Here is a 14,674-nt window from a genome sequence, read left to right as displayed (position 1 = left end):
GACGGCGCTTCACGCGACATGTTTCGTTACGGACCGTTAACTAAAAACGACCCGATCGCGGTTTAGCGATCAGATCGTCATTATCGTTCAGAATGGTTTACTCACCATGAGGTATAAAATAACGAACGGCAGCAGTGTTGCTATCGTCCCGCCTACCGCCCAATACGTTGAAACTCGCTTATAACTTGCTGAAATCCCTCCATCCTTTACGGACTGCAAACTATGCCGAATCATTCCTTTTTGCAGAGGAATCAATATGCCCGCCCACAAAATTCCCGTAACGCCGAACAAAACCAAGGAAGCCGTAAGCCAGCTCATCCCGCTCATTCCATATCCGGCTTGCACGGCCATCACCATGCCTGAAACGATGATCAGCAGCAGGCTGGGAAGCGTGAACACGGCATCGGCTAACATGACATTTTTTACCGTGTGATGGATCTCTGCAGGATCCCCTTTCAGGTCCGCCCGCACCTTCCAGAATGCCGCCGTGACGATATTGCCCAGAAACAATACGCATCCGGAGATGTGAAGAAATAGCCATAACGTCATCAGTCATCCCCCTCCTTCCGATGTCCGGGCCGCAATATATCGATGATGAAATCCGAATATTCCTTCGTGCTGAATACATCGCTTGTTACGCCGATAAGCCCCCGCATCCGCAATCCGAAAGACAACAGCTCGAACAGCTCCGCCGTCCGTTCCGCATCGATGGATTTCGTTATGACGCCGGCTTCCTGGCCCGTAACAATCCATTCCTTGGAAGTGGCCGTCGCTTCCCTGTAGAAGCCAGCCACAATGTCGGCAATTTCCGGCTGATCGCTTTTGCCGATCAGGTACATCAAGATCAGGTTGCTGACATCGTCCCTGCTTTCCAGTCTCGACATGCCGCTTGTTATGGCATTCATCGGCCCGTCAAACTGTTTCATGTCCCCTTGCTTGTTCACCTCGTTCATGAACTGCTCGTTCTGTTCGGCAAGCTTTGCTCTTAACACGAGGACAAACAGCTCATCCTTGCTTGAAACATAATGAAAAATAGCTCCCTTGGACAAGCCGGAACGCTTCATGATGTCATTGAGCGTGGTTTGGCTTGCGCCCTGCTCACGTATCAGTTCTTCCGTGGCTTCAAGCAGTATTCGCTTGGTCTGCTCTCGTCGTTCTTCCTGCTTCATCTGTTATCCTCCTTGATGATGGTTGGTTACCCCTGAGGCGGAAGCCATCCCGCCATGATGACCGCCGCCAGGAATACGATTTGCATCAGCGTTCTCGGTCCGATCGGAGTGGCCGGCTTGCCGTCGAGCGGCAATCGGTGTTTTGCAGCGTACACATTGGCCGGAAACATGGCCAGCAGCATAAGAGCCAGGCCTGAAGAGGCGAAGGCGGCCGTGGCCGGAATAAGGATCAGAATAGCTCCCGCAATCTCCAGCACCCCTGTGACGCTAACGACAAACGCGGCATTAGGGATCCCCGGCGGGACCATCGCGATCAGATCGGCTCGGCGTTTTCCCCAATGGGCAGAAGCCGTAATCAGGAACATGACCGCAACCGCAAACCTGAGCGAAATAACCCAATCATTCGTATACTCCCAACCTGCAAAGCCCAGTACCCGAAACAAAAGAAGCGACACGAACATGGCTATAAACGGTATCATGGCCTTCACCAACCTTCCGTGAATTTGTAACTCCATTATATATACCGACCGGCGGTTTGTAAATATTAAAATACAACATTTTTCCAAACCTCCACGTCGAGCCTCGAATGAAAAAGTAAAAAACCAAGCCGGTTGCGTCCCAACCCGGCTTGGCCCTTTCGTTATACGATCCATTCAAGCGTCCGCTAGCTATGCCTTTTTTCTACATACATTCGAAATAGCAGAATGTACAACACCGTGCTGATCAAGGCCGATAACAGTATGATGCCGAATACGCCCATCGGCGGTACCCAAGCTGACAGAAATACCGTCACCGGCGCCAGCAATCTTCCTACCGTAAATTGCAAACTGTCAGCTCCCATATACTGTCCTCTTGCATGCTCCGGCGCATAATGGCTGATAAAACTTTGCGTTACCGGCGAGCGGACAATTTCCCCGAAAGTAAAAATAATGGTTACGAAGAATAAAAACCAGATGTTGGTGTTCAGCCCGAGCGCAAACGTGCCTACACCGGATAGCAAGGAAGAAAGAACGAATACGTCACGCTCCTTCCAGTTCCGAAACCACTTGGTGACCGGAAGAATAAATAGAACGAACAGGAGCCCGTTAAGGCCCAGTACCCACCCAAGAATCTCCGTGCTCGATAATATTAGCGAATGACCGTTCCAGGAGAACAGCGTCTGGGATGGCACATAATCGATGACATATACCGCCAAATACAGGTCCAGCTGCATGATGGTCACAAGGGCAAATATCCCTGCCAGTATGTATATCAGAAACACTTTATCCCGAAAAATGATGCCGTATCCCTTCCACTGCGCCTTAAACACCTGAAGGATCGAATCAGATCGCTCCGGATCGTTCGCTGAAGCCGGTAAGGTTTCCTGAACAATGAAGTAAATCGCGATGAAATAGACCAGCAATACGAATGAACATGACCACAGGAGCTCTTGCCGATACTGAAAAAAGAAAATGGCGCCAAGCGCCGGGCCAAGCACGGCCCCTAGGTTGTTCGCCGTCGTAAACGTTGCGAATACCTGCCGTCGTTCTTGAACGGGAACCAAATCCGCTACCATCGCCGAACTGGCCGGCCTGTAGATGGCTCCCCCGAATCCGATGCCGATAAATGCGGCATAATCGGTCCAGTGCGAAGGCGACAGCGCGAACAGCGCAAACATGACCGTTTGCAGCGAGGCGCCAAGCAGCATGACGGGGCGTCGTCCCAGCCGATCGGCCAAGGCGCCGCCGAGCAGGCTGCCGACGATGCTGAATATCGGAGGAACCGTCATCAGGATTCCCGCAATATGATTGCCTAGAGCAGCGCCGAAATAAACCGTTATGAAAGGGAAATACATCCAAAACAGCATATTGAACAGCGCTTCACCGAACAATCGAACTTTTAAATTGGTATTCCATAATCGAATTGGCATATAACTCCCTCTTTCCGTCCAAACAACACAAGTTAAACATTTGGCGATGCAGTTTCTCTCCCGGCCGGGTATTACAAACTATAGGGCATTTTCCTGGCAAAATATAGACTTATATTTAACGCTGAGTTATACTAATAATATCAAAGCCGAATATAGTGATTTTCAATTTAGATGACCCATAAAACGAACATTTGTTCCAAATACAAAAGACGCTCCCCTCGGAGCGTCTTTCTTTGTTGCATGGCTGTATTCACTTGGGCCTGCTGTCAGGGCGAGCATGAATATCGAAAGCGCCCGTCAAATTGGCAGCCCGGATGCAAGATGATGTTCCCTGAGGGCTAATCCGCCAGCTTTTTCAGTTCATGTAAATGATCAAAAATCATCTGGCTGACCTCGGAGACCCGTCCCCGATCCTTATACGTGAGCCATGCCAGCTCTTCAATCTCCGAAGCCGGGTTTATCTTCCCTTCATATTCAGCCGTGTAACAGGACATCGTTACCCGAACGCCCTCCGATTTACCGTGGGCGGAAGCGCGGAAGCTCCCTGCATTCGCCGCGGACTCCGGTTTGATGCGAACGGACAGCTCCTCCTCAATTTCCCGAACCAGGGTTTCGATATCGGATTCTCCCGGTTCCCGCTTTCCTCCGGGCAGGTAATACGTGTCCTTGCCTTTGGAACGTGCGCACAGCATGCGTCCATCCACGATGTGGATCCAAGCGATTTTATCAATTTCCGTTATCATATGGATTCCTCCCTCATTCTTCGTTTGCTGATGGCTATGCCGTCTCTTGCTGCTCCTGTTTACCGCCTAACTTAAATACTAGTATGCCCCCGACAATCACAAGAACACCGATCAACTGATTGCTCGTAAACGGGACCTTCTCCAGACCCAACCAGCCCAAGGAGTCCCACAGCAGCGCGAAGCCGAGCTGCGAGGTCATAACGATCGAAATCGCGAATGTAGCACCAAGCAGCCTTGTCGCTTGTACCAAACAGATCACGACCCCGACTCCGATCATTCCGCTGATCCAGTACCAAGGCTCCATGTTTTGAATGTCGAATGTCCCTTTTCCCTCTACGGCAAGACTCATGACGAACGAAGCCACAAAGCCCATGCCTAGCACCAACGTCGTTGTAGACCAGGAGCCTGTTTTTTCATTCACCCTGTTGTTGAAAATGTTCTGCAAGCTAACCAACGAACCCGCGATCAGCGCTAATACCAATCCTGCTACCATGCTCTATCTCCCTTACGGTTTCTTTCACCATCGTCATTCTTCGTAGATATTGCCGCCGGCTACACTCATCAACGCTTCCCGATCTTTAATCAGAATGGAACCTTTGCGACGCACGATCAGTCCTTCATGGCTGAATTTCTGGATCACCCGGTTTAAATGCCGATAACTGGTTCCGAGCAGATTCGCGACATCCGTCAGATGGTATGCGGCCGGGTCGCTCATGACAAACGTGCCCGACGCTTCCTCCGAAACGGACAGTAAATAACTGGCCAGTCGCACCTCAACCGGGTGCAGTAAATTAAAACTCAAGAAATTGGATTTGATATAAAATTTCCGCGTGATGATCCGCAGCAAAAATTGAAGCAGCGGCGGATGCTCCTGCCCGTATTTGCGAAGCCAGCGATAATGCACGCCGATCATGTAGACGGGCGACACGGCCTGCACCGTATTGATCATCGGATTTCCCTGAACGTATTCGATGTCTCCAATCACCTCGAGCGGGTTTTTGAATGAAAGGACCAGCGCCTTGCCTTCCGCGGATGTCGTGAAGATTTTAATTTTCCCTTCAACCAGGACGTACAGCATCTCGGCAGGCTCGCCTTGCGTACAGATGATGTCGCCGTGGTCAAAATGATATAACACCAAATAAGGCCTTAGCCCATCGGGAAATATGGAATTGATTTGGTTGCTTAACAAAAAATCCTGCATGAGCTCGGCATCATGAATTTCCTTCACGTCCCTGTCTCCTTTCCCCATCACCCGTCTAAAGGCCCCTTATTATCCGCATCATAATTTGATAATCACGACTCCGGCAATCATCATCCCAATCCCGATGAATTGAGGCAAACTCATTCTCTTCTTCGCCACGCCGAACCATCCGTTGCTGTCAATCAGGAACGTCAAGAATAACTGGGCGATTAATAACGCAGATATCGTTAATGTAACACCGATGTTCTGAATCGCCGTCACCTCGCTGAATATGATGGGCGCGCCCAACGCTCCGCCGATCAGATACAGCGGCTTCACTTGCCCGAAGCCTTGCCTGCTGCCGTCCCGGACGAACAGCAGAATGACCAATGCCATCAAAAACCCGGTCAGCTGCGTGACCGCGGCGGCTTGCCACGTCCCCATATCCTGGCTGATCCGTGCATTGGCTACACCTTGCAGCGTAATGCAGGCACCGCCAATGAATGCAAATAAAATTCCTCTCACGATACATACTCCTTCATCTATAGATCTGTATACTATTAAAAGTGATCTCACCGGACGCAGGAAAGGACATATGTCCTGAAATGAACGGGATTCCACATCAAGCCTGTCCGAAGACACGAATTTCATTATATACTATCTGTTGGCTTTTCATCGATCATGCACAAAAAGCTGCCTAAATTTCCTTGGCAGACTAAACGATGGATGCGCAGATCGGGCTCTCACGCATTCTTAAGGTATAAAACAGTTAAAACCAACATTGCATCTATGACTCTATCCTTATTTTGATTTAAAATATAACTATAATGAGTCATTTATTGACGTTTCTATGACCGGAAGGAGCTCCTCTACACATGCTAGACAGACAAGAACACAACCCTGATGAACAGGGCCGAATTCAACTGCAATCGGATTGCGAACGCTGCTTTGGATTATGCTGCGTCGCTTTGCCTTTCGCTTCCTCCACCGATTTTGCCATCGACAAAGACGGCGGGACTCCTTGCCGCCATCTGCAATCCGACTTCCGATGCGGCGTGCACAACAGCCTGCGGCAGCGAGGCATGCGGGGATGCACCGTTTATGAATGCTTCGGCGCGGGACAAATGGTTTCACAGGTTACCTATAACGGACGCGACTGGCGGCAAGCCCCTGAGACGGCCAAAGAAATGTTCGACGTATTTCCGATTATGCGACAGCTTCACGAGCTGTTATGGTACCTGAACGAAGCGCTGAGTTTGCAGCCGGCGCATGGCATACATTCTGATCTTAGGTCGTCGCTGGAAGCGACGAGGAGGTTGACCCAGCTTCCAGCCGCATCCCTGTTACGGCTGGATGTGGCAGCTCATCGCGCCGAAGTGAACCAGCTGCTTCTTCGAACCAGTGAGCTTGTGCGGGACGATGCGCGACAGAAGCATAAAGGGCCGCCCGTGCGTCGGAAGATCGGGGGCCGTGGTGCCGATCTCATGGGAGCAAAGCTTAAAGGAGCTGACCTTCGATACGCCAATCTGAGAGGAGCTTACCTCATTGCGGCGGACCTCAGAGGAGCCGATCTGCGGGCCGCGGATTTGATCGGGGCCGATTTCCGGGATGCGGACCTAAGGGGAGCTAATTTAACGAACAGCCTCTTCCTTACTCAATTCCAGGTTAACGCGGCGAAGGGAGACGCAAACACCCGGCTTCCCTCATCCTTATCCCGGCCGGCACATTGGACGGCTTAACGTCCCATGAATAGCAGCATACACAGGATCATTGATCAAGACCTTCGCAAAGGATTCTCCGGCAGCCACTCGCTGCCGGCTTTTTTGTGCTGTCTGAGTGTCCGTACCCGACGATCGCAGCCCCTTGATCGTATCCATTAATTCTTGCCGGTCTTCTTCCATGAATCCTTCAACGAAACGACCCGGTTAAACACCAGCCTATGCTCTGTTGCATGCTTGGAATCCAAGCAGAAATAGCCGTGTCTGATAAATTGGTACGTTCGGTTCATGGCCGCTTCCTTCATGGAGGGCTCCAGTATGGCGTCTTTGATCCGAATCAACGAATCGGGGTTCAGGAGATCCGCCCAGATATTATCCGATTCCAACAACTCGGCCGATTCCTTCAATAATGTATCGTACAAGCGAAGCTCCGCCGGAATCCCATGCTTCGCTGAGACCCAGTGCAGCGTGGATTTCACCTTGCGCCCTTTGAATCCGCTGCCGCTCTTCGTCAGTGGATCATATGTGCAGTGAATTTCCATGATGTCCCCCGTTGCCGGGTCTTTCACGACATGCTCGCATTTGATGAAGTAGGCGCCTTTCAGGCGCACTTCCTTGCCGGGCGATAACCGATGAAATCCGGGTTCCGGCTCCTCCATGAAGTCCTCCCGTTCGATGTATAGCTCCCGTGAAAAAGGAACCTCCCGCATCCCTAGCACTTCGTCATGTTCATGATTCGGTATGCTCAGCATCTCGGTGCGATCTTCCGGAACATTCGTAATGATCACCTTCAGCGGGTTCATGACCGCCATCGCATTGCGGCACCGATCCTTCAAGTCCTGACGGATGGAATGGTCAAGCATCGCCGAGTCCACCATGCTGTTGCCGCGAATCACGCCGAGTTCGTCCAGGAAATGCCGAATTCCCTCGGGAGTCACCCCCCGTCGCCGAAGTCCCTTCAGCGTAGGCAGTCTGGGATCGTCCCATCCGTCCACATAACCTCCTTCAACGAGTTCCCTCAGGTATCGCTTGCTTGTTACGTATCCGGAGATGTTCAATCTGCCAAACTCCCGCTGCTTCGGGGGCTCCGTCACTTCCAGCTCGGCCAGCACCCATTCGTACAGCGGTCGATGCTCTTTAAATTCGGCAGAGCACAGCGAATGAGTGATTCCTTCAATCCAATCCTGGATCGGATGGGCAAAATCATACATCGGGTACACGCACCACGTGGTTCCCGTACGATAATGCTCGGCATGAATAATCCGGTATAAGACAGGATCTCTCAGATTCATGTTGGGCGAAGACATATCGATTTTGGCCCGGAGCACTTTCGCGGACGTTCGGAATACCCCTGCCAGCATTTGTTCGAATAACGATAAATTCTCCTCGATGCTGCGCTCTCGAAACGGGCTGTTCATGCCGGCTTCGGTCAGCGTCCCCCGGTATTCCGTCATTTGTTCCGGCGTGAGATCACAGACATATGCCTTCCCCTTGGTGATGAGTTTCCTTGCTGCCTCAGCGATTTGAAACGCATAATCCGATCCGAAATAAACGCCCGGCTTCAGTCCGAGCCACTCGATATCCTCCCGGATCGCATCCACGTATTTCATGTCTTCCTTCAGCGGATTCGTATCGTCGAACCGAAGATTGAATGTCCCGTTAAACCGGCTGGCGATGGCATGGTTAATGTGGATTGCATAGGCGCTGCCGATGTGCAGATAACCGTTGGGCTCTGGCGGGAACCGCGTAGCCACCGGCCTGTGATATACGTTGTTCTCCACATCCTCCTTGATCATCCTGGTCAAAAAATCCGCCTTTTCCGCTTCCTTGTTGTTGTCGTTGCTCATAATCGAATCCTCCTTATGTTTTTTTACTGCCGCAATGCCGTATAAAACAAAAATCCCGTCTCCAAGACATAAGTCTTGGGGACGAGATTCGTTTCGCGGTGCCACCCCGGTTTGCCGATATCTCTCGATACCAGCCTTATCGGGTACGGCCATCACGCGATCGCTTATACCCTAGCTCTGTAACAGGAGCTCCTGTCGCACCATCCCTTATCCATAAGTTCCGATGCGCCGCTCGGAGGCTTGGTTCAATGAAGGGCTTCCCGCTCCTTTTCAGCATACCGGAGCTCTCTGCAGGGATTCCTGTTCATCTACTCTTCTCTTCATGGCGTTTATAATTTGATCCATAATATCACCAGAAACTCAAAAAGTAAACCGCTGTACGTCACCAATAATGAAACGCCCTTGAAAGACGTTCCGCAAGATTATACCGGCAGCAGCTTCACCGCAGCCTGTTTGCCGCTGACCTGAATGCCCGTTTCCTTCTTGCCCACCCCGGCCAGATCTTGAACGAGTCGTTCAAGCAGCTTACGGGCCGCTTCGCCTTCCTTGCCCTGGATGCGTATGACCGGCTGGACGGCTTTGCCCGCTGCCAGCAGCTTATGCATCTGCGAGAGCTTGGTGTCGTAATCATGCTCTTCGATATGTACGGACAGGCGGAATTCCTTGACTTTGATCGGACCGCCCGAAACCTGCTGCTTCGCTTTAACCGCCTCCTGCTTCGCTTGGCCGCGGCTTACGAGCTTGCATGGCGGCGGGCTGCTGAACAACGAGGTGCACACCAAATCGGCTTTGTGACGCTTAGCCAGGGCAAGCGCCTCTTCCCTGGAGACGACGCCCAACTCCTCGCCGTTCAAGCCGGTAAGCTCGACTTCGCGCGCTTTTATCTTTTCGTTCATCATCAACATGGACTGATCCTCCTATTATGTCTGTTAAACCATGGCTTTAATGATAGAATAACATACTCTTCCTATCACTCCGCAGGCACGGACCGGACAAAATACGTTCGGTATTCCAGTTGTTCCGTGATTTCCAGGCAGTTCAACTGCTTACCGTATACGCATGCTCCATCGATGCCGATTTTGTCCCCATCGCCACAGAACCAAATATGCTCCGAGTCATGCAAGTTGACGGCAGGGGTATGCCCGAATACCACGGTTTTGTTGATGCCGGTGGGATAATTGAAGAATGGTTCCCGTATCCAGATGAAATCATGTGGAGGCTGCTGCTTCCAGTCTTCCACGCCCGGATTGATTCCGGCATGCACGAATAGGTGGGTGTCTGTTTCATAATACAGGGGCAACGTATCGAGAAAGGATAGATGGTGCTCATATTGCCCTTTTATATAGGCTTTGCCTTCATTGTATCTGGAGCGATCCATATCGCCATCAAAAAAATCGGCGCCGCAATAACTTTCAATCGTATTTCGCGCACCATTGCGAATCCAGCGTGAATTCACTTCGTCCGTATCCAGCAGAATGGCATCCAGCATCATCTGATCATGATTCCCGCGGAGGGTGATGACGCCGGCATCCCGCATTCCCATCACCTGCTCAATCACTTCTTTGCTTTTTGATCCGCGATCCACATAATCCCCAAGCAGGACCAGCTTATCCTGTGCGGGATGATACCGCACTTCGGACAATAACCGATTGAATTCATCATAGCAGCCATGAATGTCGCTTATCGCTAAGGTTCGAATCGCAGTTCCCTCCCTTCCTCTTTGATAGTGCCACCATAAGTTATGGCAGAACGCACGGTTTTATTATGAACGTCTATATTATACAAAACTATATTTAGCCATCACATCTCCCCAGGGAGCATAACCGGCTTCCGTAAACCCGATTTGGGTATATAGCCTTTTTGCACGCTCGTTCCCGGGTTTGTAACACAGCATAACATCGTCCGTACGATTCGGCGAATGGCGAATCTCATCAAGAACCAGGCGAATCGCAGGCTTGGCATAATGCATTCCCTGAAATTTGCCGTCGATCATAAATCGGTATATCCAATAGTTGTCATCGTGCGGGTGCAGTCCGTACATAACAAATCCGATCATTTCATCATCATGGAAAATGGCTCTCGTTTCGAAACCCTCCATAAATTGAGCTTCCGCTATGGAATATAGATTAGGGGCAATCCATTTCTCCTGTTCAGGTTTGGGTTTAAGGCGGATGCAATCCTCCCAATTATCTTTATCTATGACATGAAGTGATATCAAATGCAAGACTCCTTCAACATGGTTTATGCCTCTATCCTAATTCAACTCGGGCGATATTTCACGGTAATAAATATGTAAATCCAAACAGGACGCAGCACGTTGTCAGGTACCGTGCAAGATAATGAATGATTATAAGCATTTATTCCATATTCCGTTCACTTCCCAATGGATAAACTAGAAGTAACTTTATTCTACATGGAGGCGATATCTATGCGGCAATGTCACAACGACATCCAACCGAAAGGACTACAAATGATGAAACGAATGAGGGTTACGATATATGAAGAACATATTGAACATTGGAGTTTTGGCCCATGTTGATGCCGGTAAAACTACGCTGACGGAGCAAATTCTATTTAAGGCCGGGATTATTGAACAAGCAGGCTCGGTGGACCATGGCAATACGACCACGGATTCATTGGACATTGAGCGGAGACGGGGCATTACGATCAAATCCGCCGCGGTATCGTTCATGCTGGGCGATCTGAAAGTCAATCTCATCGATACGCCCGGCCATGCCGACTTCATCTCGGAGGTCGAACATTCGCTTAGCGTACTGGATGGCGTCATTCTGGTCATTTCCGCCGTTGAAGGCGTACAGTCCCAAACCCGGGTGCTCATGCAAACATTGAAGGAACAAAAGATACCCACCCTATTGTTCATGAACAAAATCGATCGAATGGGCGCCGACTACCGGAAGGTTTATGCGATGATACGCCATCTGCTTGACGAACATATTTGCGAGATGAGCTCGGTCATCAAGGAAGGCGGCGCAGCCGTTCAGGCGGACGCGGCCGATCCCCACCACGCAGGCTGGGTAGAAACCCTGGCATTGTCCAATGACGATCTACTGAACGATTATGCCCTGGATATTCCGATATCACAAGAGCGGCTGCAGGAGGAATTGCGGAGGCAAACGCGCCAAGGCAAAGTGTATCCCCTATTTGCAGGTTCAGCAGCCAAAGGCCTCGGCATTGAACCGCTGCTTCAAGCGCTCGGTGATTTTTTCCCGGTTAACCCATCGTCGATGCTTCAGCATGAACCGTTATCCGGCTTGGTATTCAAAGTGATCCGACGACCGAATGGAGAGCGGAATGTATACCTCCGCCTGTACGCAGGCTGCATCCAGTATCGTGATGAAATTCCGGTGATCCATCAGAACGGACAAACCTCGACGCTCAAGGTGAAGCAGCTTCATGCCCTGCACCAGGGCAAATCCATTCCGGTCCATGGAATCGGCGCAGGCGACATCGCCATTCTCATCGACGGCGAACTCAAGGTGGGCGATGTCATCGGCAGCGTTTCCGGGAGGATGAAGACGGTTCATTTTCAAAAGCCGCCGATTCAAGTCCAGGTTTCGGCCGTTCATTCCGCGGAGAAACATCAGCTGCATGCCGCCTTAAGCGATCTCACGGAAGAGGATCCGTTTCTGCAATATAGCCAGGATACGAAAACGGGCGAGAATGTCATCCATGTATTCGGCAAAGTCCAGCAAGAAATTCTGCTGGAAACGATTCTGCAGCAGTACGGCATCGAAGCCGTATTTTCCGCTCCGCGGGTGATTTGCATCGAGAAGCCTTATGGCACCGGAGAAGCTGTTGAATATATCGGCGAGTGTCCTTTTTATGCAACGGTGGGCATCAGGGTCGAACCTGGCGAGTTCGGTACCGGAATTCAGTACAGACTGGAAGTGGAGCTGGGCTCCCTTCCCTTAGCTTTTCAGAAAGCAATTAAAGACACGGTATTCGAGGTGCTTCAGGAAGGTTTGTACGGATGGGCCGTGACCGATACGATCGTAACGCTGACCCATACCGGTTACGCAAGCCCGGTTTCGACGGCAAAGGACTTTCGAAGCTTGACTCCTCTAGTCCTCATGGCTGCGCTCGACCAAGCAGGGACGGAAATATACGAGCCCATGAACGTGATCCAATTCATTCTGCCGGAAAACAGCTTAAGCAAAGTACTATCCAAATTAGCCGCGCTGGACGGCACTTATCAGGAACCCGCGTTCCATAACGGTACCGTCCACGTTCACGGCACCATTCCGGTGCGGACTACCGACTTGCTGAAAGCCGAGGTTCATTCCCTTACGAGCGGCGAAGGCATGCTCACCGTTAAACCAGGAGGTTATACGAAGGTGCAAGCTCCCTTCCCAGTGAATACACGGCGGCAAGTCAACCCGCTGAACCGTGGCGAATATATGCTTCACTTAAACAAGATCATGTAAGAACACTGGAGGACATGCGCCTTCATGGAATTGCATGTTGGAATGTCGCTCTGCATGTTTCACGTTCGGGGGCATGCATTCAGGATGTAAACGATAGCGGTGTCGAGATAGGATCTCGCCCGCTATTTTTCTTCTTCCCGCACAAAAATAGCCTGTGCATGCCCTAAAGCGATGAAAAAGCCAGGGAAACGAGCCGAACGCCCTAGCATAAGGATTATGTTCGCCAGGGGGACGCTTAACGTTTTCTCTCGATTCTGCGGCCTGCCCTGCATAACAACCCAAGCACGAACCTTTCATCGTGAATAAGATGGATGCATAACCGATGTTCCATCATGAACCTTCAGGAGGCAAGAGGCCTATGCATGCCATAATCGGGATTCTTTCCATCATGCTCACGATAAGCATCCTCCGCCGCAAATCTCGGAGAAACAATCGATAGCTTACGAAAGGCGGATATTCGATTGTGGCTGCCTATCTACGGTTGATATATACAACAAATTACGGCCGGCGCATCGCCGGCATTTTTTGCGTTTTACCGGAATCTATCTTTCTTAGTCCGGCGCAACATTTTTTGCCCCTTGTCACATATTAAGCGACAGGAAAAAACGTTGCTCTAGACCCACCCGTGCGTGGATTGGTATTATAGTCAGGTACTATTTTTAGGGGTGTGCGGAAGGAGTCGGCCAGACGTGGAAGAACAACGTTACAAGGATTTAAAATTGGGTGAAAAAGGTGCGATCATCAGCATCATTGCTTATATTTGTCTATCTGCAATCAAGCTATTGATAGGTTACTCGGCGAACTCCGAAGCTCTGCGTGCAGACGGATTAAATAATGCTACCGACATCGTGGCATCCATTGCCGTATTGATCGGACTACGATTATCGCAAAAACCTGCGGACCGGGATCATCCTTACGGACACTGGAAAGCGGAAACGGTAGCATCCTTGATCGCCTCTTTCATCATGATGGCCGTTGGGATCCAGGTATTGTTCGGGGCCGCATCTTCCATGTTTGAAGGTACCCACGAATCGCCTGATCTCATATCCGCCTGGACCGGGATCGGCTGTGCAATTGTCATGTACGGCGTTTACCGCTATAACAAACGTCTTGCCAGCCAAATTAACAGCCAAGCCGTAATGGCGGCCGCGAAGGATAACCTCTCGGACGCTTGGGTCAGCATCGGCACGGTTGTCGGCATCATCGGCGCCCAATTTCAACTTCCCTGGCTCGACCCGCTGACGGCCATAGTGGTAGGTTTTCTGATATGCAAAACCGCCTGGGATATATTCCGCGATGCCTCTCATCATTTAACCGACGGATTCGATGAGAACATCATCAAAGGCTACAAAGAAACCGTGAAACAAGTGGTTGGCGTCAAAGGGGTCAAAGACATTCGGGCAAGAAATTACGGGAGCAACACGGTGGTCGACATCGTCATTCTGGTCAGATCCAATCTGGACATTCGGGTTGCCCATGATATTTCGGACCAGGTGGAGCATGAATTAAAAGAAACACATGGCGTTTATGACGTCCATGTTCATATTGAACCGAGTTAAACCTCCAATTCCAAAGTGTCAAAACAACGACGAAGGTCCGGCCACATTCTTAATGGCCGGACCTTTCATCAATTCTGTGCTTCGATCGATTTTAAAAAGACTGC

Annotated in this window: 15 protein-coding genes and 1 other annotated feature; of the genes, 3 read left to right on the top strand and 12 right to left on the bottom strand. The window is 50.7% G+C overall.

From position 1 onward, the window contains the following. Positions 1 to 87: 87 nt before the first annotated feature. From MHI43_RS13260 to MHI43_RS13225, 8 genes are all read right to left on the bottom strand, one after another. Positions 88 to 549: a DUF2269 family protein gene (locus MHI43_RS13260; protein WP_015734840.1), complete on the bottom strand. Its 462-nt coding sequence runs from the start codon at positions 547 to 549 to the stop codon at positions 88 to 90. Then, on the bottom strand, positions 549 to 1,169 hold the full coding sequence (locus MHI43_RS13255; RefSeq protein ID WP_015734839.1) for a TetR/AcrR family transcriptional regulator: 621 nt from the start codon (positions 1,167 to 1,169) through the stop codon (positions 549 to 551). Before MHI43_RS13255 ends, MHI43_RS13260 begins: the two co-directional genes overlap by 1 nt. Positions 1,170 to 1,195: 26 nt before the next feature. Beyond that, complete coding sequence (locus tag MHI43_RS13250) at positions 1,196 to 1,648, bottom strand: hypothetical protein (RefSeq protein ID WP_036663524.1); 453 nt, start codon at positions 1,646 to 1,648, stop codon at positions 1,196 to 1,198. A 185-nt stretch (positions 1,649 to 1,833) separates the two neighbouring features. After that, positions 1,834 to 3,078, bottom strand: coding sequence for an MFS transporter (locus tag MHI43_RS13245; protein WP_015734837.1), 1,245 nt, complete (start codon positions 3,076 to 3,078; stop codon positions 1,834 to 1,836). A 338-nt stretch (positions 3,079 to 3,416) separates the two neighbouring features. Further along, positions 3,417 to 3,821, bottom strand: coding sequence for an NUDIX domain-containing protein (locus MHI43_RS13240; RefSeq protein WP_015734836.1), 405 nt, complete (start codon positions 3,819 to 3,821; stop codon positions 3,417 to 3,419). Between the two features lie 34 nt (positions 3,822 to 3,855). Next, entirely contained in the window at positions 3,856 to 4,314 is a 459-nt protein-coding gene (locus MHI43_RS13235; protein WP_015734835.1) for a DMT family transporter, read from the bottom strand. A gap of 33 nt (positions 4,315 to 4,347) precedes the next feature. Beyond that, positions 4,348 to 5,049: a Crp/Fnr family transcriptional regulator gene (locus MHI43_RS13230; protein ID WP_015734834.1), complete on the bottom strand. Its 702-nt coding sequence runs from the start codon at positions 5,047 to 5,049 to the stop codon at positions 4,348 to 4,350. A 51-nt stretch (positions 5,050 to 5,100) separates the two neighbouring features. After that, a complete protein-coding gene (locus MHI43_RS13225; protein WP_015734833.1) occupies positions 5,101 to 5,526 on the bottom strand; it encodes a DMT family transporter in 426 nt (141 codons plus the stop codon). A gap of 350 nt (positions 5,527 to 5,876) precedes the next feature. Here MHI43_RS13225 and MHI43_RS13220 point away from each other — a divergent pair, with 350 nt between their 5' ends. Further along, positions 5,877 to 6,740 carry a pentapeptide repeat-containing protein gene (locus MHI43_RS13220; RefSeq protein ID WP_036663527.1) on the top strand — a complete coding sequence of 288 codons (864 nt, stop codon included), beginning with the start codon at positions 5,877 to 5,879 and terminating at the stop codon, positions 6,738 to 6,740. Between the two features lie 137 nt (positions 6,741 to 6,877). Here the strand turns inward: MHI43_RS13220 and MHI43_RS13215 are convergent, their stop codons facing one another. The 4 genes from MHI43_RS13215 to MHI43_RS13200 all read right to left on the bottom strand — a co-directional run bounded on the left by MHI43_RS13215 (position 6,878) and on the right by MHI43_RS13200 (position 10,784). Continuing rightward, entirely contained in the window at positions 6,878 to 8,566 is a 1,689-nt protein-coding gene (locus tag MHI43_RS13215; protein ID WP_036663528.1) for a glutamine--tRNA ligase/YqeY domain fusion protein, read from the bottom strand. Between the two features lie 74 nt (positions 8,567 to 8,640). Further along, positions 8,641 to 8,899, bottom strand: a binding site (T-box leader). An 89-nt stretch (positions 8,900 to 8,988) separates the two neighbouring features. Further along, the gene (infC, locus tag MHI43_RS13210) at positions 8,989 to 9,471 is read right to left on the bottom strand and encodes a translation initiation factor IF-3 (protein WP_036663531.1); all 483 of its coding nucleotides are present in this window, start codon (positions 9,469 to 9,471) and stop codon (positions 8,989 to 8,991) included. 65 nt (positions 9,472 to 9,536) lie between these two features. Next, the gene (locus tag MHI43_RS13205; protein WP_235201813.1) at positions 9,537 to 10,208 is read right to left on the bottom strand and encodes a metallophosphoesterase family protein; all 672 of its coding nucleotides are present in this window, start codon (positions 10,206 to 10,208) and stop codon (positions 9,537 to 9,539) included. A 135-nt stretch (positions 10,209 to 10,343) separates the two neighbouring features. After that, positions 10,344 to 10,784, bottom strand: a complete 441-nt coding sequence (locus MHI43_RS13200) for a GNAT family N-acetyltransferase (RefSeq protein ID WP_036663535.1) — start codon at positions 10,782 to 10,784, stop codon at positions 10,344 to 10,346. A 280-nt stretch (positions 10,785 to 11,064) separates the two neighbouring features. On the opposite strand from MHI43_RS13200, the gene MHI43_RS13195 reads away from it, so the two are divergent. Together MHI43_RS13195 and MHI43_RS13190 are read left to right on the top strand one after the other, a co-directional pair. Beyond that, a complete protein-coding gene (locus tag MHI43_RS13195; protein ID WP_036663538.1) occupies positions 11,065 to 13,011 on the top strand; it encodes a TetM/TetW/TetO/TetS family tetracycline resistance ribosomal protection protein in 1,947 nt (648 codons plus the stop codon). Positions 13,012 to 13,700: 689 nt separating this feature from the next. After that, positions 13,701 to 14,570 carry a cation diffusion facilitator family transporter gene (locus MHI43_RS13190; RefSeq protein WP_036663539.1) on the top strand — a complete coding sequence of 290 codons (870 nt, stop codon included), beginning with the start codon at positions 13,701 to 13,703 and terminating at the stop codon, positions 14,568 to 14,570. Positions 14,571 to 14,674: the final 104 nt, after the last annotated feature.

Source organism: Paenibacillus sp. FSL H8-0457 (assembly GCF_038051935.1).
Taxonomy (GTDB): Bacteria; Bacillota; Bacilli; order Paenibacillales; family Paenibacillaceae; genus Paenibacillus_AQ; species Paenibacillus_AQ lautus_A.
This window is presented reverse-complemented; position numbering and strand designations above follow the sequence as displayed.

Coding starts and splice junctions, on each gene's coding strand:
- MHI43_RS13235 (WP_015734835.1), bottom strand. CDS start 4,314: ATGGTAGCAGGATTGGTATTAGCGCTGATCGCGGGTTCGTTGGTTAGC.
- infC (WP_036663531.1), bottom strand. CDS start 9,471: ATGTTGATGATGAACGAAAAGATAAAAGCGCGCGAAGTCGAGCTTACC.
- MHI43_RS13260 (WP_015734840.1), bottom strand. CDS start 549: ATGACGTTATGGCTATTTCTTCACATCTCCGGATGCGTATTGTTTCTG.
- MHI43_RS13195 (WP_036663538.1), top strand. CDS start 11,065: ATGAAGAACATATTGAACATTGGAGTTTTGGCCCATGTTGATGCCGGT.
- MHI43_RS13240 (WP_015734836.1), bottom strand. CDS start 3,821: ATGATAACGGAAATTGATAAAATCGCTTGGATCCACATCGTGGATGGA.
- MHI43_RS13255 (WP_015734839.1), bottom strand. CDS start 1,169: ATGAAGCAGGAAGAACGACGAGAGCAGACCAAGCGAATACTGCTTGAA.
- MHI43_RS13250 (WP_036663524.1), bottom strand. CDS start 1,648: ATGATACCGTTTATAGCCATGTTCGTGTCGCTTCTTTTGTTTCGGGTA.
- MHI43_RS13245 (WP_015734837.1), bottom strand. CDS start 3,078: ATGCCAATTCGATTATGGAATACCAATTTAAAAGTTCGATTGTTCGGT.
- MHI43_RS13220 (WP_036663527.1), top strand. CDS start 5,877: ATGCTAGACAGACAAGAACACAACCCTGATGAACAGGGCCGAATTCAA.
- MHI43_RS13215 (WP_036663528.1), bottom strand. CDS start 8,566: ATGAGCAACGACAACAACAAGGAAGCGGAAAAGGCGGATTTTTTGACC.